We start from the raw sequence: 16733 nt of genomic DNA, 5'->3' as shown, positions 1-16733 counted from the left end.
CAATCTATGGGCCTGCTTTCGCTGTTTTCCTCCCGCAAGGGCAACGACCCGGCACCCGAGCGTGCCCGGCGCCAGCGCGCCGATACGGGTGCGGGCATCGCCTCGTCGCGCCGCCTCGCCGACGAGTATGCCGACGACACGCTGGACCCTGAATTCCCGCAGAAGCAGCGCGCGCGCCGCCGGCTGATCGGCGCCGTGGTGCTGATGGTGGCCGCGGTGATCGTGCTGCCGATCGTATTCGAGACCAAGCCGCGGCCGGTGTCCGACGACGTCTCGGTCAAGGTCGCCAATGGCGTCACCAGTTCGCAGAAGCCGCGCGTCGAGCCGCGCAAGGCCGATCCGCTGCCGCCCGCGCCTGCCGCAGCGGCGTCCCGCAACGATGCCGCCGCGCTCGATGCCGGCGAGGAAATCGTCAATGCGCCGAAGGCTGCTGCTGCCGCTGCCGACAAGCCTGCACAGCGGACCGAAGCCAAGCCCGAGACGAAGCCTGAAACCAAAGCCGAGGCCAAGACCGGCAGCGGCAAGTACCTGATCCTGATCGGCGCGTTTTCTTCCGAAGAGCGCGCCAAGGGGTGGCTGGCCAAGCTCAAGGCGAGCAAGGTGCCGGCCTATGTCGAAAGGAAGGTGCTGGCCGATGGCGAGCGCATCCTGCTGCGTGCCGGTCCGTTCAACGACCGCGACGCCGCCGATGCCGCCGACAAGCGCGTGCGCGCCGTGGGGCTGACCTCGAAGGTCGTGGAACAGTAAGGGCGCCGCGGCCGGCGCATGTGCGCGGCCGCCAGCAACGATGCAGCCGACTTTCTTCGACTATGCCGTGGTCTTCATCCTGCTGGCCTCGGGCCTGCTGGGCGTGCTGCGCGGGCTGGTGCGCGAGGTGCTGTCGCTGATCGGCTGGGTGGTGGCGTTCTGGGTGGCATTCCGCTACGGCGCGGTGGCCGCGGGCTGGATGCCGGAATCGCTGCCGGGCGGCGAGCTGGCACGCCATGCGCTGGGCTTCGTGGTGCTGCTGATCGGCACCGTGCTGGGGGCCTCGCTGGCCGGCATGGTGGTCGGCCAATTGCTGGAGAGCACCGGCCTCAAGCCTGCCGACCGCGGCCTGGGACTGGTGTTCGGCCTGCTGCGCGGCGTGCTGCTGGTGATGGTGATGGTGACGCTGGCCAGCCTGACGAAACTGCCGGAAGAACCGTTCTGGCGCGATGCGGTGAGCCGCCCGTATGTGATGCAGGCCATGGAATCGATCAAGCCATGGCTGCCGCCGGAGCTGGCGAAGTACGTGAAGACATAAGGCCGGGCATGTCGCGCGGCTGGTAGTAACGCAGGCCTTCGGGCCCGGAGGATCCCGGGCCGGGCTGCGCCCCCTGAATCAAAGCCTTTCCTGGGAGCTTGGCATGTGCGGTATCGTCGGTGTGGTGTCATCCACGCCCGTCAACCAACTGATTTACGACAGCCTGCTGTTGTTGCAACACCGCGGACAGGATGCTGCCGGCATCGCCACCGCCAACGGCAGTACCTTCCACATGCACAAGGCCAACGGCCTGGTGCGCGATGTCTTCCGCACCCGCAACATGCGCGGCCTGCCGGGCACGGCGGGCATCGGCCAGGTGCGCTACCCGACCGCCGGCTCGGCGTCGAGCGAGGAAGAGGCGCAGCCGTTCTACGTCAACGCCCCCTACGGCATCATCCTGGCGCATAACGGCAACCTGACCAACTGGCAGCAGCTGCGCGAGGAAATGTTCCGCCGCGACCGCCGCCACATCAACACGCATTCGGATACCGAAGTGCTGCTGAACGTGCTGGCCGACGAGCTGCAGCGCGCCAGCAACGGCATGGCGCTCGATCCGGACATGATCTTCAAGGCCGTCGCGGGCATGCACCGGCGCGTGCGCGGCTCGTACGCGGTCGCGGCGCAGATCGCCGGCTACGGCATGCTCGCGGTGCGCGACCCGTTCGGCATCCGCCCGCTGTGCCTGGGCAGCGTCGAGACCCCCACCGGCAAGGAATGGATGGTGGCGTCGGAATCTGTGGCGCTGGAAGGCATCGGCTACAAGTTCGAGCGCGACGTGGCGGCGGGCGAGGCCATCTTCATCGACCTCGACGGCAAGCTCTACAGCAAGCAGTGCGCCGACAACCCGCTGCTGACGCCGTGCATCTTCGAGTACGTCTACCTGGCTCGCCCGGATTCGTGCATCGACGGCGTGCCGGTCTACGACGCGCGCCTGCGCATGGGCGACTACCTGGCCGAGAAGATCCGCCAGGAAGTGTCGGCCGGCGATATCGACGTGGTCATGCCGATCCCGGATTCCAGCCGCCCGGCCGCGATGCAGGTGGCCAACCGCCTGGGCGTCAATTACCGCGAAGGCTTCTTCAAGAACCGCTATGTCGGCCGCACTTTCATCATGCCGGGCCAGGCGGTGCGCAAGAAGTCGGTGCGCCAGAAGCTCAACGCCATGGGCGTCGAGTTCAAGGGCAAGAACGTGCTGATCGTCGACGACTCGATCGTGCGCGGCACCACCTCGTTCGAGATCGTGCAGATGGCGCGCGACGCCGGCGCCAACAAGGTGATCTTCGCCTCGGCCGCGCCGCCGGTGAAGTTCCCCAACGTGTACGGCATCGACATGCCGACCCGCAGCGAACTGGTCGCGCATGGCCGCACGCACGAAGAGATCGCCAAGATCATCGGCGCCGACAAGCTGGTGTACCAGGACGTCGAAGCGATGAAGCAGGCGGTGCGCGACATCAACCCGGCGCTGAAGGACTTCGACGCGTCGTGCTTCGACGGCCGCTACATCACCGGCGATATCGACGAGGCCTACCTGGACCGCCTGGAAACCGCGCGCAGCCAGGCCGACCGCGACGGCACCGGTGGTGACACCGAGCGCTCGCAGCTGCACCTGCAGCGCTCCGGCGGCAACGAGTAAGCCCCGCCACCGCGTTGGCGCGCGTTGACGAATGCGATGCCCGGCCGTAACATGGCCGGGCGTCGATTTGACAGTCAGCTTGCGGACGCGGGTACAGCCCGAAACAGCTAAAGAGATGGTGGCCAGCAACGATTCCCGCTGCGCAGCGCCTTGCCGGCGCGGCCAGGCCCGGAAGCCGGCCGCCACAGCCTGAAGCCCACGGCCATACGCACACGCAGGACAGCAAGCCCGTCGATCCGACCAACCGATCGCACGGGCTTTTTTCATGGCCGCGCGCCGTCCGCCGGGCGGCGCGCAGCTTGTCGCAACCATCGCCTTCGCGCGGGTACGACCGCGCCACCAGCATGAACCAACCGCTCAATCCCGAATCTCTCGGCATCGATACCCTCGGCGTGCGCGCCGGCACGCTGCGCAGCGAGTTCATGGAGCACTCCGAGGCCATGTACCTGACCTCGAGCTTCTGCTTCAACAGCGCCGCCGAGGCCGCCGAGCGCTTTCTCAATTCGGAAGAAGGCTTCACGTACTCGCGCTTTACCAATCCCACCGTGTCGATGTTCCAGTCGCGCCTGGCCGCGCTGGAAGGGGCGCAGGCCTGCATGGCGACCGCCTCGGGCATGAGCGCGATCCTGTCGGTGGTGCTGTCGTCGATGCAGGCCGGCGACCACCTGGTCAGCTCGCGCGCGATCTTCGGCTCGACCATGACGCTGTTCAGCAATATCTTCGGCAAGTTCGGCGTCGAGACCACCTTCGTCGATCCCACCGACCTGCAAGCGTGGCGCGCGGCGGTGCGTCCGAACACGAAGCTGTTCTTCCTGGAAACGCCGTCCAACCCGCTGACCGAAGTCGCCGACATCGCGGCCGTGGCCGACATCGCCCACGATGCCAAGGCGCTGCTGGTGGTCGACAACTGCTTCTGCTCGCCGGCGCTGCAGCAGCCGATGAAGTTCGGCGCCGACATCGTGGTGCACTCCGCCACCAAGCATATCGACGGCCAGGGCCGCGTGCTGGGCGGCGCGGTGCTGGGCTCGCACGACTTCATCATGGGCAAGGTATTCCCGTTCGTGCGCACCGCCGGGCCGACGCTGTCCGCATTCAATGCATGGGTGCTGCTCAAGGGCATGGAGACGCTGGCGATCCGCATGGAGCGCCATTCGGCCAGCGCGCTGGCGCTGGCGCAGTTCCTGGAATCGCATCCGGCGGTGGCGCGTGTGTTCCACCCGGCGCTGCCATCGCATCCGCAGCACCAGGTCGCCATGCGCCAGCAAAGCGGCGGCGGCGCGATCGTGTCGTTCGAGCTCAAGGGCGCAACGCCCGAGCAGCAGCGCGCCAATGCCTGGCGCGTGATCGACAACACCCGGCTGTGCTCGATCACCGGCAACCTGGGCGACACCCGCACCACCATCACGCACCCGTACACCACCACGCATGCGCGCGTCAGCCCCGAGGCCAAGGCAGCCGCGGGCGTGGGCGAAGGGCTGATCCGGCTGGCGGTGGGGCTGGAGTCGGTCGAGGACCTGAAGGCCGACCTGCTGCGCGGCCTGGGCGACTGAGGCGCTACTCTGCCGCCGCGACCACCGGCGCCGGTTCTTGCGGGGCCGGGTCTTGAGATGGCTGCGCTTGCGGTGCCGGCGCTTGCGGTGCGGGCTCATCGCCGCCGGCCATCGCCTTTACGCCGGCGGCGGTGACGTCGTAGGTGGCGCCGACCGCGGTCGAGGCCACGCTGACCGCGGCCGAGCCCACCGTCGCCACCGTCGATACCGCGGCGCTGCCGACCGCCACGGTGGCGCCGATCACCATGCAGCCGGACAGCGACGCGACGGTGCAGGCGGCCGCCAGCCTCAGCGCGATGCGCGGCAGGGTGGCAGTGGTCTGGCTATCGTTGCGCCGGTGGCGACGCAAGCGGGGAAATAAAGACTGCATGGAACTCGTAGTAGTAGTTGAGGCTGGCATCGGGCCGGGTCAGCGCAGCAGCCGGCGGCGCAGCAGCACCAGGCACACCACCAGCGCGATGACCGCATAGGCGGCCAGCACCGCCAGGTGCAGGCCGGCGCCGTCGACCGGGCGGCCCAGCATCAGCGGCCGGATCAGCGCCACGGCGTGCGCCAGCGGCAGCGCCTTGGCGGCGGCCTGCACGCCTTCGGGCAGCTGTTCCAGCGGGAAGAACACGCCCGACAGCAGCAGCATCGGCGTCATCACCAGGGTCTGGTAGAACATGAAAAAGTCGTAGCTGGGCGCCAGCGCGGTGACGATCATCGCCAGCGCGGCGAAGGCGATCCCGGCCAGCACGATCACCGGCAGCGCCAGCAGCGCCCCCGGCATCTGCGCATAGCCGAGCGCGCCCGCCACCAGCATGATGGCCAGCCCCGACAGCACCGCCTTGCTGGCGGCCCAGGCAATCTCGCCCAGCACCACGTCGCCCAGCGTCAGCGGCGCATGCATGATCGCTTCCCAGGTGCGCTGCACATGCATGCGCGAGAATGCCGAATACATCGACTCGAAGCTGGCCGACATCATCACGCTGGACGCGGTGGTGCCGGCCGCCAGGAAGGCGATATACGACACCCCGTCGACCTGGCCAACCATCAGCCCGAGCCCGAGGCCGAGGCCGAACAGGTAGATCATCGGGTCGGCCAGGTTGCCGATCATCGACGGAATCGCCAGCTTCTTCCACACCATGTAGTTGCGGTACCAGACCATCATCCAGTTGCGCAGGTTGCGCGGCAGCAGCGGCTGCGGATAGGTCTGGCGCGCCGCCATGGCGGCGGCGGGGGAGGCATCGGTGGCGTCCGCGCGCGGGTCCTGTTCGCTCATGTCGTCCCTTGGTTCAGTCCCGCATCTCGCGTCCGGTCAGCTTGAGGAACACGTCCTCGAGGTTGGCCGGGCGGCGCAGGTAGCGCACGCCGCTCCTGCCGTGCAGCGCCGCCAGCAGCGGGGCGGGCTCGCGCACGTAGCAGAACAGCGTCTCGCCGCTCATTTCGGTGCGCTGCGCCAGCGGCGTCAGCGTGCCGCGCAGCGTCTCCAGTTCATCGCCATAGACCTCGACCACGTCGCAGCCGATCTGGCTGTCGATCAGCTCGTGCGGCTTGCCTTCGGCGATCTTGCGGCCGCCGTCGATCACGCACAGGTAGTTGCACAGCCGTTCGGCTTCTTCCATGAAGTGCGTGGTCAGCAGGATGGTCTTGCCGCTGGCCATCAGCGACTTCAGCCGCTCCCAGATCAGGTGGCGCGCCTGCGGGTCGAGGCCGGTGGTGGGCTCGTCCATCACCAGCAGGTCCGGGTCGTTGATCAGCGCGCGCGCCACCGTCAGGCGCCGGCGCATGCCGCCGGAGAGGTCGCGCACCTGCGCGTCGGCGCGGTTTTCCAGCCGCGCGAATTCCAGCAGCTTCGGCACGCGGCGCTCGATCTCGGCCGACGACAGCCCGAAGTAGCGGCCGAAGATGCGCAGGTTCTCGATCACCGAGAAGTCCGGATCGAGATTGTCGAACTGCGGCACCACGCCCACGCGCATGCGCGCCTGCGGCGCCCGCTCGGGGATGGGCTCGCCGCACAGCGTCAGCGTGCCCGCCAGCGGCGTGGTCAGGCCCAGCAGCAGCCGCAGCGTGGTGGTCTTGCCGGCGCCGTTGGGGCCTAGCAGGCCGAAGCACTGGCCGCGGAAAACCTGCAGGTCGAGGTCGTCGACCACGACCGTGTCGCCGTATTGCTTGCGCACCTTGCGCAACTCTAGGATGGCAGTCAAGACAGGGTCCGGTGTGGCGCCGCAACGGCGCAATATCCGCCATTATGCCGGTCATCCGCGCCGGCCTCGGTTGGCGCGTTGCAGCAGGCGCGGGCCCCGGCGCACAGGCATAAAAAAAACCGCCAGCGAACTGGCGGTTTTTCTTGCCTGGCGGGGCCAGGCGGCGAAGCGTACCGGAATCAGTACATCTTCTTCGGCAGCATCTGCATGCGCAGGCGCTTGCGCAGGCGTGCTTCGGCGGCCTTCTTCTTGCGCTTGCGCTCGGTCGTCGGCTTCTCGTAAGCGGTACGGCTCTTGAGTTCAACGATCAGGCCAGTCTGCAGAATGGCACGACGGAAACGCCGCATTGCAACTTCAACGGGCTCACCGGGTTTCAAGACGATCTTAGTCAATTCAGTCCTTTAGGGGATTGCCGCCGGGGCGGCTGGTTCACACGGGGGGAAACTGCGGTCGCCGGAGCGACTGGTATTGCACGCCGGGCCGATGCCCTGGTGCGCCCCCGCGAACCTGAAAGATGTGGACGTTTCAGTCCGTGCAACCAGTGTCAGGGGTGATAGCGCCAGGTCCAAAGATAACTGGAGCCTGACAGTACCGGTTTCCATGAATGCTATACGCCCGTAACTATGGCATGTATACGACGGCGCTGTCAAGAATGCAGTGCAACGTACGCGCGTCGGCCGGGGCTGGAAGTTATCGCGAGGCCACTCCAAATGCGCTGCGGCGTCCGTGCCGGGCCGCGAGCCGTCTTTATACCGTTTTTACAGCCGTAGCGGGCCTTTCTACCCCGTTTTTATCCCCGCATCCCTAATCTGGGTGACGTCTGCCACTCACGATTCTGCTCGTCATGGATGCGATATTCCTGCTCGTTCTGATTGCCTTCGGCGCCGCCAGCGTCGCCCTGGTCGCGCTGTGCGCATGGCTGTGCGGCCCGGTGCGGCCGGTTTCCACCCTGGACCGGCCGCAGCCGGATGCCGCCACCGGCGGAGACCGCTGATGGACTGGACCGAACTGCTGGCCGGCGCGCTTGCCGTGGCCATCTTCCTCTACCTGCTGATTGCACTGTGCCGTCCGGAGAAGTTCTGATGCCGACCGATTTCCCGGGCCTGCTGGCCCTTTACCTGGCCATCCTGCTGGCCCTTGCGCCATTGCTGGGCCGCTACCTGCGCCGCGCGGTCGAAGACGACGGCTACCGCCTGACCGGCTGGGGCCGGCCGCTCGAGCGCGCGCTGTACCGGCTTGCCGGCGTGCAGCCTGGCGCGCAGATGGGCTGGCGGCGCTATGCGCTCGCCGTGCTCGCCTTCAACCTGCTCGGCGCGGTGGCGGTCTATGCGCTGCAGCGCCTGCAGGGCTGGCTGCCGCTAAATCCGCAGGGCTTCGGCGCGGTGTCGCCGGACTCGGCCTTCAACACCGCCGTCAGCTTCGTCGCCAATACCAACTGGCAGGGCTATGCCGGCGAATCGACCATGAGCTACCTGACGCAGATGCTGGCGCTGACGGTGCAGAACTTTGTCTCGGCGGCTACCGGCATCGCGGTAGTGTTCGCGCTGATCCGCGGCTTCGCGCGCCAGCGCGCGGACGGCATCGGCAACTTCTGGGTCGACCTGACGCGTATCACGCTGTACGTGCTGGTGCCGCTGGCCTCGGCCATTGCGCTGATGCTGGCGAGCCAGGGCGTGATCCAGAATTTCAGCGGCTATCGCGACGCCGCGCTGCTGCGTCCGGTCGCCTACAGCCAGCCGGTGGCGGACGCCGCCGGCAATCCGGTCACCGATGCGCACGGCCAGGCGCTGACCCGTGCGGCCACGGCGCACACGCAGACGCTGCCAATGGGGCCGGTGGCCTCGCAGGAAGCGATCAAGATGCTGGGCACCAACGGCGGCGGCTTCTTCAATGCCAACTCCGCGCATCCGTACGAGAACCCGACCGCGCTGTCCAACCTGATCGAGATGCTGGCGATCTTCCTGATCCCCGCCGCGCTGTGCTTCACCTTCGGGGAGATGGTGCGGGACCGCCGGCAAGGCGTGGCGGTGCTGGCGGCGATGACGCTGCTGTTCGTGGCCATGGCGTGCCTGGCCGCGCTCGCCGAGCAGCGTGCCGGGACGGTGCTGTCCGCGCTGCCGCTGGACCACGCGGGCTCCGCGCTGCAGGCGGGCGGCAATATGGAAGGCAAGGAAACGCGCTTCGGCGTGGCCGCCTCCGCGCTGTTCGCGGCGATCACCACGGCGGCGTCGTGCGGCGCGGTCAATGCCATGCACGATTCCTTCACCGCGCTGGGCGGCATGGTGCCGAGGCTGCTGATGCAGCTGGGCGAGGTGGTGTTCGGCGGGGTCGGCTCCGGCCTGTACGGCATGCTGGTCTATGCGGTGCTGGCGGTGTTTATCGCCGGCCTGATGATCGGCCGCACGCCGGAATACCTCGGCAAGAAGATCGAGGCCTTCGAGATGAAGATGACCGTGATCGTGATCCTGGTCACGCCGCTGCTGGTGCTGCTGGGCACGGCGGTGGCGGTGATGGCGGGCGCGGGCCGCGCGGGCGTGCTCAACCCCGGCACGCACGGTTTTTCCGAGATCCTGTACGCGCTGTCTTCGGCCGCCAACAACAACGGCAGCGCGTTCGCGGGCCTGTCGGCCAACACCCCGTTCTACAACACGCTGCTGGCCGCGGCGATGTGGTTCGGCCGCTTCTGGGTCGTGATCCCGGTGCTGGCGCTGGCGGGATCGCTGGCGGCCAAGCCGGCGCTGCCTGCCACCGGCGGCACCATGCCCACGCACGGCGCGCTGTTCGTGGTGCTGCTGGCCGGCTCCGTGCTGATGGTGGGCGCGCTGACCTATGTCCCGGCGCTGGCGCTGGGGCCGGTCGCCGAACACCTGCAAGGCGTGCTGGCCGGCGCTGCGCGCTGATCCCCGTCCCCGACGAATCGCCACTCGCGAACCTGTTTCCATGATGCAACCCGATACCCTTAGCACGCGGCCCCAGGCCGCCCCGGAGCGCGCCGAGGACGGCGCCGCCCATGATCATCCCCACGACCCCGCGCGCACGCCGCGCCGGCTGCTGTCGCCCGAACTGGTGCGCCCCGCGCTGCTCGCGGCGCTGCGCAAGCTGTCGCCGCGCGAGCAGCTGCGCAACCCGGTGATGTTCGTGGTCTATGCCGGCGCCATCCTGACCACGCTGCTGGCGCTGCGCGCGCTGGTCGCGCCGCCGCCGCATGCCACCGAGAGCGCCGGCTTTATCGTCGCGGTCACGGTCTGGCTGTGGGTCACCGTGCTGTTTGCCAACTTTGCCGAGGCCCTGGCCGAAGGCCGCAGCCGGCAGCAGGCCGCATCGCTGCGCGGGCTCAAGCGCAGCGCGAGCGCGCGCGTGCTGACCGAGGGCCGCCGCGACGGCGCCGTGCAGGTGCGTCCGGCCACCACGCTGCGCCGCGGCGACGTGGTGCTGGTCGAGGCCGGCGACATGATCCCCGGCGACGGCGAGGTGATCGAAGGCGTGGCCTCGGTCGACGAAAGCGCCATCACCGGCGAATCGGCTCCGGTGATCCGCGAATCCGGCGGCGATTTCTCGTCGGTCACCGGCGGCACGCGCGTGCTGTCCGACTGGATCGTGGTGCGCATCACCACCAATCCCGGCGAGAGCTTTATCGACCGGATGATCTCGATGGTCGAAGGCGCGCGGCGCCAGAAGACGCCCAACGAGCTGGCGCTGACGATCCTGCTGGTCGGGCTGTCGATGGTGCTGCTGCTGGCCACGGCCACGCTGCTGCCGTTTTCCGCCTACAGCGTGCGGGCGACGGGCGCGGGGCTGCCGGTCACCGTGACCGTGCTGGTGGCGCTGCTGGTGTGCCTGATCCCGACCACCATCGGCGGGCTGCTGTCGGCGATCGGCGTGGCCGGCATGAGCCGCATGATGGCGGCCAACGTGATCGCCACCTCGGGGCGCGCGGTGGAAGCGGCCGGCGACGTCGACGTGCTGCTGCTCGACAAGACCGGCACGATCACGCTGGGCAACCGCCAGGCCGCGCGGATGCTGCCGGCGCCGGGTGTGAGCGAACGCCAGCTGGCGGCCGCAGCGTGGCTGTCGTCGCTGGCCGATGAAACCCCCGAGGGCCGCAGCATCGTGGCGCTGGCGCGCCAGCAGGCCGGCGCCGACGCCCCGGGCATGGGCGCGGCGCGGCCGGTGTTCGTGCCGTTCAGCGCGCAGACGCGCATGAGCGGCGTCGACCTCGACGACGGCGCGTCGCGGCGCAGCGTGCGCAAGGGTGCGGCCGACGCGGTGCGCCGCTACGTGGCCGGGCATGCGGGCAAGTTCCCGGATGCGGTCACGCACGCGGTCGAGGACGTGGCGCGGGCCGGCAGCACGCCGCTGGTGGTGGCCGAGCTGGCCGGGACCGAGGTGCGCGTGCTGGGCGTGGTGGAGCTGAAGGACACGGTCAAGCGCGGCATCCGCGAGCGCTTCGGCGAACTGCGCCGCATGGGCATCCGCACCGTGATGATCACCGGCGACAACCGGCTGACCGCCGCCGCGATCGCCGCCGAGGCGGGCGTCGACGACTTCCTCGCCGAGGCCACGCCCGAAGCCAAGCTTGCGCTGATCCGCCAGTACCAGGCCGAAGGGCGGCTGGTGGCGATGACCGGCGACGGCACCAACGATGCCCCGGCGCTGGCGCAGGCCGACGTCGCGGTCGCCATGAACAGCGGCACGCAGGCCGCGCGCGAGGCCGGCAACATGGTCGACCTCGACAGCAACCCGACCAAGCTGATCGAGATCGTCGGCATCGGCAAGCAGATGCTGATGACCCGCGGCGCGCTCACCACCTTCAGCGTGGCCAACGACCTGGCCAAGTATTTCGCGATCATTCCCGCGGCCTTCGCCACCACCTATCCGCAGCTGGGCCTGCTCAACGTGATGGGGCTGGCCACGCCGGCATCGGCAATCCTGTCGGCGGTGATCTTCAACGCGCTGATCATCGTGGTGCTGATCCCGCTGGCGCTGCGCGGCGTGCGCTATCGCGCGCTCGGCGCCGCCGCGCTGCTGCGCCGCAACCTGCTGGTGTACGGGCTGGGCGGCATCGCGGTGCCGTTTGCCGGCATCAAGCTGATCGACCTGGGCCTGGCCGCCATGGGCTGGGCCTGATCCGACCCGATCCAAACAATCTTCGGAGCAACCATGTCCAATCCAATCACTGCCGACACCGCGCACGCTGCGCCCACTGCGCAAACCGAAGGGCAGGGCGGCCTGCTGCGCCCGGCGCTGGTGATCCTGCTGGCGCTGTCGCTGCTGACCGGCCTGCTGTACCCCGCGGCGATCACCATGATTGCCGGCGCGGCCTTTCCGCACCAGGCGGCCGGCTCGCTGATCGTGCGCGACGGCAAGGTGCTGGGATCCGAGCTGATCGGCCAGCCGTTCTCCGCGCCCGGCGACTTCTGGGGCCGGCCCTCGGCGACCGCGCCGATGCCTTATAACGGCGGGGCCTCCGGCGGCTCCAACCTGGGGCCGTCGAACCCGGCGCTGGCCGACGCGGCCCGCGTGCGCATCGAGGCGCTGCGCGCGGCCGATCCCGGCAACACCGCGCCGGTGCCGGTAGACCTGGTGACCGCCTCCGGCAGCGGCCTGGACCCGCATATCAGCGTGGCCGCGGCCGAGTACCAGGCGGCACGCGTGGCGCGGGCGCGGGGTTTGCCGCTCGCGCAGGTGCGCGCGCTGATCGCCGCGCATACCGACAAGCCGCTGCTGCCGGTGCTGGGCGAGGCCGGCGTCAACGTGCTGCGGCTGAACCTGGCACTGGATGCGCTGCCGGCGCGCTGAAGGGACGGACCACGCGGCGGGCCACGCGCCAGCCTGCATGGCACAATCTGGCTGCGTTCACCCTGCCGCAACGTGAGCGCGTCCACCATGCCCGCGCGCCCAGCCGACGACCTCCGCCCCGATCCCGACCACCTGCTGCAACGCCTGCAGGCCGACGGCGAACGCGCCGCGCGCGGACGCCTGCGCATCTACTTCGGCGCCTCGGCCGGCGTCGGCAAGACCTTTGCCATGCTGGCGGCGGCGCGCGCGCTGCGCGAGCAGGGCGGCGATGTCGTCGTGGGTGTGGTCGAAAGCCATGGCCGCGCCGAGACCGAGGCGCTTGCCGAAGGCCTCGAGCAGCTGCCGCGGCGCGTGCTCGAGCACCGCGGCCGTGCGCTGCAGGAATTCGATCTCGATGCCGCGCTGGCGCGCCGGCCGGCGCTGGTGCTGGTCGACGAACTGGCCCACAGCAACGCGCCCGGCAGCCGCCATCCCAAGCGCTGGCAGGACATCGCCGAGCTGCGCTCGGCCGGCATCGACGTCTGGACCACCGTCAACGTCCAGCACCTCGACAGCCTGAACCAGGCGGTGGCCGGCATCACCGGCATCCGCGTGCGCGAGACCGTGCCTGACGCGGTCTTCGACGAGGCCGACGAAGTGGTGTTGGTCGACCTGCCCGCCGACGAGCTGCTGCGCCGGCTGCGCGAAGGCCGGGTGTACGTGCCCGAACAGGCCCGCCACGCGGTGCAGCACTTCTTCCGCAAGGGCAACCTGATCGCGCTGCGCGAGCTGGCGCTGCGCCGCACCGCCGACCGCGTCGACGACGATGTGCGTGCCTACCGCCAGCAGGCGTCGATCGAGCCGGTGTGGCGCACGCGCGAAGCGGTGCTGGCCTGCATCGGCCACGGCAGCGATGCCGCGCAGGTGGTGCGCAGCGCGCGCCGGCTGGCGGCGCAGCTCGATTGCGACTGCCATGTGGTGACGGTGTCGGTGCCGCGGCTGGCGCCGGTGCCGGACCCGCTGCGCGCGCAGCTGGACGAGGCCATGCGGCTGGCCGAGTCGCTGGGCGCGCGCACCGAGACCCTGGCCGGCAGCGACATGGTGGCGGCGGTGGCCGGCTATGTGCGGCGGCACAACCTGACCAAGGTCCTGATCGGTCGCACCCCGGCGCGCTGGCGTGACCGCGGCGGTGCGCTGCCCGGCCGCCTGCATGCCTGGCTGGCGCAGCTGCTGTCGCCGTGGCTGGGCGCGCGCGCCTGGCTGTTCGGGCGCAGCAGCTTTGCCGATGCGCTGGCGGCCGCGTGCCCGGAGGTCGACGTGATCCGCGTCGCCGCCGATGCGGTCCGGCATGACGCGCCCGATGCCGCCCGCGGTGCGCATGGCATCGACCTGCAAGCTGAAGAGGCGCGTCCGGCACAGTGGCCCGGCCTGTTGTGGGCGGTGGCCTGGTGCGCCGGCGCCACCGCGCTGTCGGCGCTGGCGCGGCCATGGTTCGACCTGGTCAATATCGCCATGCTGTTCCTGCTGGCGGTGGCGGGGGTGGCGCTGCGCCACGGACGCACCGCCGGCGCCTTCGCAGCGCTGCTGGCAGTGGGCGCGTTCGACTTCTTCTTCGTGCCGCCGCAGCTGTCGTTCGCGGTCAGCGACGTGCAATACCTGGTGACCTTCCTGGTGATGCTGGCGGTGGGGCTGGTGATCGGGCAGCTCACCGCCGGGCTGCGCGAGCAGGCGCGCGTGTCGGTCCAGCGCGAGACCGATGCGCGCACGCTGTACGAGCTGGCGCGCGAACTGTCGGCGGCGCTGACCGATGCGCAGATCGTCGCCATCGGCAGCCGCTTCCTGCGTGCGGCCTTCGACGCGCGTGCGGCATTCTTCCTGGCCGGCCCGCAAGGGCGGCTGCTGCCAGCCGCTACCGATGCCGAGAGCAATGCGCAAGCCGGCGTCGCGGCGCAGAGCGACGCCATCGACCATGTGCTGGCGCAATGGGTATTCGACCACGGCCAGCCGGCCGGCACCGGCACCGACACGCTGCCGGCCGGCACGGTGCTGTACTTGCCGCTGAAAGCGCCGATGCAGGTGCGCGGCGTGCTCGCGGTCGAGCCGCGCGCCTGGCGTGCCTTTGCGCAGCCGGCGCTGCGGCGCCAGGCCGATGTCTTTGCCACGCTGATCGCGATCGCGCTGGAGCGGCTGCATTACGTCGAGGTCGCGCAGCAGGCCCTGCTGACGATGGAATCGGAGCGCCTGCGCAGTTCGCTGCTGGCGGCGGTGTCGCACGACCTGCGCACGCCGCTGACCAGCCTGATCGGCATGGCCGAGACCCTGCAGCGCGGCACGCCGCCGCTGGCGCCGGGCGTGGCCGAAACGGTCGGTGCCATGCGCGACCAGGCGCGGCGCATGCATGCGATGGTGGCCAACCTGCTCGACATGGCCCGGCTGCAGGGCCCCAACGTGGCGCTGCGCAAGACCTGGCAGTCGTTCGAAGAGCTGGCCGGCGCGGCGCTGGCGTCGCTGCGCGATGCGCTGGCGCGGCACCGCGTGGTGGTGGCCGGCCTGTCGGCGCTGCCGCTGGTGGAATGCGACGGCGTGCTGATCGAGCGCGTGCTGTGCAACCTGCTCGAGAACGCCGCCAAGTACACCGCGCCGGGCACCGAGATCCGGCTGCGTGGCGAGGTCAGCGAAGCGTCGGTGCACCTGATGGTCGAGGACAACGGCCCTGGCGTGCCGGCCGCGATGGCGCGCCAGGTGTTCGAGAAATTCACGCGTGGCGAGCGCGAATCTGCCACCAGCGGCGTCGGCCTGGGGCTGGCCGTGTGCGAGGCGATCGTGCAGGCGCACGGCGGCAGCATCCGGGTCGAGCCGGTGCATCCGCAGGCGCAGGGCGAGGGGACAGGCGCGCGCTTCGTGGTCTCGCTGCCGCGCGGCACCCCGCCGGTGCTGGAACCCGAAGCGGCCGGCGTGCCGGCCTGAACCCGCCAATCTTGCAAGGAAGCAACGCGTCATGCCATTCGAGTTTTCGCCCACGGTGCTGCTGGTGGAAGACGAGCCCCATATCCGCCGCTTCGTGCGCGCGGCGCTGCAAGACGAGGGCTGCACCGTGCACGAGGCCGATACGCTGCAGCGCGGCCTGATCGAGGCCGGCACGCGCCAGCCCGACCTGGTGATCCTGGACCTGGGCCTGCCCGACGGCGACGGCGTGTCGATGATCGGCGAGCTGCGCACCTGGACCGAGGTGCCGGTGCTGGTGCTGTCGGCGCGCACCGACGAGACCGAGAAGATCCGCGCGCTCGACGCCGGCGCCGACGACTACCTGACCAAGCCCTTCGGCGTGGGCGAGCTGGTGGCGCGGCTGCGTGTGCTGTTGCGCCGGCATGCGCGCGCCGGCGCGCAGGGGCGGGCGCAGGTGGCGTTCGGTGAGGTCGCGGTTGACCTCGCCAGCCGGCAGGTCACGCGCGGGGGAGAGGCGGTGCACCTGACCCCGATCGAATACCGTCTGCTGGCGGTGCTGCTGGCGCACCGCGGCAAGGTCATGACGCACCGCGAGCTGCTGCGCGAAGTATGGGGGCCGTCCCATGCCGACAGCAGCCACTACCTGCGCGTCTACATGGGCCACCTGCGCCACAAGCTGGAGGCCGACCCGGCCCAGCCGGCGTGGTTGCTGACCGAGGTCGGCGTCGGTTATCGCTTCGCCGGCTGAACGCCGCAAGCCACTTCACATCATCCGTTTCAGGTCGACCACGCGCCGCGTGAGGGCAGCGCTCGTCCATGCCGTCCGCTCCCGGTAAACCCGCACACGCGTCGAAATCGTTTGACGGCAAAATTCATGTGTATAAACTATTATTCATAAACATGAATTCAGGCAGGAGACCCGCATGCCGGACCAACCCGTGTATTTCATCTCGACCGACGAGGTCGAGGGCTACCACCCCGCCAACCATGTCGGCACGCTCAACCGCCGGCTGATCGCGCCCGAGACGGTCGGCTCGCGCCACCTGGAAGTGATCCACGGCACCATCGAGAAGGGCAAGGGCGCGCTGCCGCACGCGCATCCCGGCATCGAACAGGTCTGTTACGTGCTGGAAGGACGCGCCATTGCCGAGGTCGGAGGCCAGCGCAGGGAGCTCGGTCCGGGCGACTGCTGCTTCTTCCCACCGGACCAGATGCACGTCTTCACGGTGGTCAGCGACGAGCCCGCGAAGATTCTGGTGATCTATTCACCGCCTTACGAGGAATCCCCTGAACGCGTGATACGGCCCGCCTGACCGGCGGCGGTCACGGGCAGGGCACAAAACTACAGGAGACAA

Annotated in this window: 16 protein-coding genes; 12 read left to right on the top strand and 4 right to left on the bottom strand. The window is 69.5% G+C overall.

Annotation, left to right across the window (positions count from 1 at the left end; translation table 11 throughout):
- Nucleotides 1-6 precede the first annotated feature (6 nt).
- The 4 genes from A2G96_RS16280 (at nt 7) to A2G96_RS16265 (ending at nt 4468) form a co-directional block, all read left to right on the top strand.
- Entirely contained in the window at nt 7-747 is a 741-nt protein-coding gene (locus A2G96_RS16280) for an SPOR domain-containing protein (protein WP_062800949.1), read from the top strand.
- Between the two features lie 40 nt (nt 748-787).
- Nucleotides 788-1285, top strand: coding sequence for a CvpA family protein (locus A2G96_RS16275; RefSeq protein ID WP_025585719.1), 498 nt, complete (start codon nt 788-790; stop codon nt 1283-1285).
- 103 nt (nt 1286-1388) lie between these two features.
- Entirely contained in the window at nt 1389-2918 is a 1530-nt protein-coding gene (purF, locus tag A2G96_RS16270; RefSeq protein WP_062800947.1) for an amidophosphoribosyltransferase, read from the top strand.
- A gap of 344 nt (nt 2919-3262) precedes the next feature.
- The gene (locus tag A2G96_RS16265; protein ID WP_062800945.1) at nt 3263-4468 is read left to right on the top strand and encodes an O-succinylhomoserine sulfhydrylase; all 1206 of its coding nucleotides are present in this window, start codon (nt 3263-3265) and stop codon (nt 4466-4468) included.
- Between the two features lie 4 nt (nt 4469-4472).
- Here the strand turns inward: A2G96_RS16265 and A2G96_RS16260 are convergent, their stop codons facing one another.
- From A2G96_RS16260 to rpsU, 4 genes are all read right to left on the bottom strand, one after another.
- Nucleotides 4473-4838, bottom strand: a complete 366-nt coding sequence (locus A2G96_RS16260; protein ID WP_062800942.1) for a hypothetical protein — start codon at nt 4836-4838, stop codon at nt 4473-4475.
- A 39-nt stretch (nt 4839-4877) separates the two neighbouring features.
- Entirely contained in the window at nt 4878-5729 is an 852-nt protein-coding gene (locus A2G96_RS16255) for an ABC transporter permease (RefSeq protein ID WP_062800940.1), read from the bottom strand.
- Between the two features lie 13 nt (nt 5730-5742).
- Nucleotides 5743-6654 (bottom strand): nodulation factor ABC transporter ATP-binding protein NodI, encoded by a 912-nt coding sequence (gene nodI / locus A2G96_RS16250; protein ID WP_062800938.1) that lies wholly within the window; start codon nt 6652-6654, stop codon nt 5743-5745.
- A gap of 179 nt (nt 6655-6833) precedes the next feature.
- The gene (rpsU, locus tag A2G96_RS16245) at nt 6834-7046 is read right to left on the bottom strand and encodes a 30S ribosomal protein S21 (RefSeq protein WP_010814647.1); all 213 of its coding nucleotides are present in this window, start codon (nt 7044-7046) and stop codon (nt 6834-6836) included.
- Between the two features lie 452 nt (nt 7047-7498).
- Between rpsU and A2G96_RS33735 the strand changes: the two genes are divergently transcribed.
- The 8 genes from A2G96_RS33735 to A2G96_RS16210 all read left to right on the top strand — a co-directional run bounded on the left by A2G96_RS33735 (nt 7499) and on the right by A2G96_RS16210 (nt 16691).
- The gene (locus tag A2G96_RS33735; protein WP_154676086.1) at nt 7499-7648 is read left to right on the top strand and encodes a hypothetical protein; all 150 of its coding nucleotides are present in this window, start codon (nt 7499-7501) and stop codon (nt 7646-7648) included.
- Nucleotides 7648-7737: a potassium-transporting ATPase subunit F gene (locus tag A2G96_RS16240; RefSeq protein WP_062800936.1), complete on the top strand. Its 90-nt coding sequence runs from the start codon at nt 7648-7650 to the stop codon at nt 7735-7737. Before A2G96_RS33735 ends, A2G96_RS16240 begins: the two co-directional genes overlap by 1 nt.
- Nucleotides 7737-9554, top strand: a complete 1818-nt coding sequence (gene kdpA, locus A2G96_RS16235) for a potassium-transporting ATPase subunit KdpA (protein WP_062800934.1) — start codon at nt 7737-7739, stop codon at nt 9552-9554. The genes A2G96_RS16240 and kdpA overlap by 1 nt, the downstream gene beginning before the upstream one ends.
- A 43-nt stretch (nt 9555-9597) precedes the next feature.
- The gene (gene kdpB, locus A2G96_RS16230; protein ID WP_062802215.1) at nt 9598-11781 is read left to right on the top strand and encodes a potassium-transporting ATPase subunit KdpB; all 2184 of its coding nucleotides are present in this window, start codon (nt 9598-9600) and stop codon (nt 11779-11781) included.
- A 33-nt stretch (nt 11782-11814) separates the two neighbouring features.
- Nucleotides 11815-12453 carry a potassium-transporting ATPase subunit KdpC gene (kdpC, locus tag A2G96_RS16225; protein ID WP_082818982.1) on the top strand — a complete coding sequence of 213 codons (639 nt, stop codon included), beginning with the start codon at nt 11815-11817 and terminating at the stop codon, nt 12451-12453.
- Between the two features lie 87 nt (nt 12454-12540).
- Nucleotides 12541-15399, top strand: coding sequence for a sensor histidine kinase (locus tag A2G96_RS16220; RefSeq protein ID WP_062800932.1), 2859 nt, complete (start codon nt 12541-12543; stop codon nt 15397-15399).
- A gap of 31 nt (nt 15400-15430) precedes the next feature.
- Nucleotides 15431-16126, top strand: coding sequence for a two-component system response regulator KdpE (kdpE, locus tag A2G96_RS16215; protein ID WP_062800930.1), 696 nt, complete (start codon nt 15431-15433; stop codon nt 16124-16126).
- Between the two features lie 175 nt (nt 16127-16301).
- On the top strand, nt 16302-16691 hold the full coding sequence (locus A2G96_RS16210; protein WP_062800927.1) for a cupin domain-containing protein: 390 nt from the start codon (nt 16302-16304) through the stop codon (nt 16689-16691).
- Nucleotides 16692-16733: the final 42 nt, after the last annotated feature.

Source organism: Cupriavidus nantongensis (genome assembly GCF_001598055.1).
Lineage (GTDB): Bacteria > Pseudomonadota > Gammaproteobacteria > Burkholderiales > Burkholderiaceae > Cupriavidus > Cupriavidus nantongensis.
The sequence above is the reverse complement of the archived record's forward strand: the minus strand, read 5'-3'. Positions and strand labels throughout refer to the sequence as shown.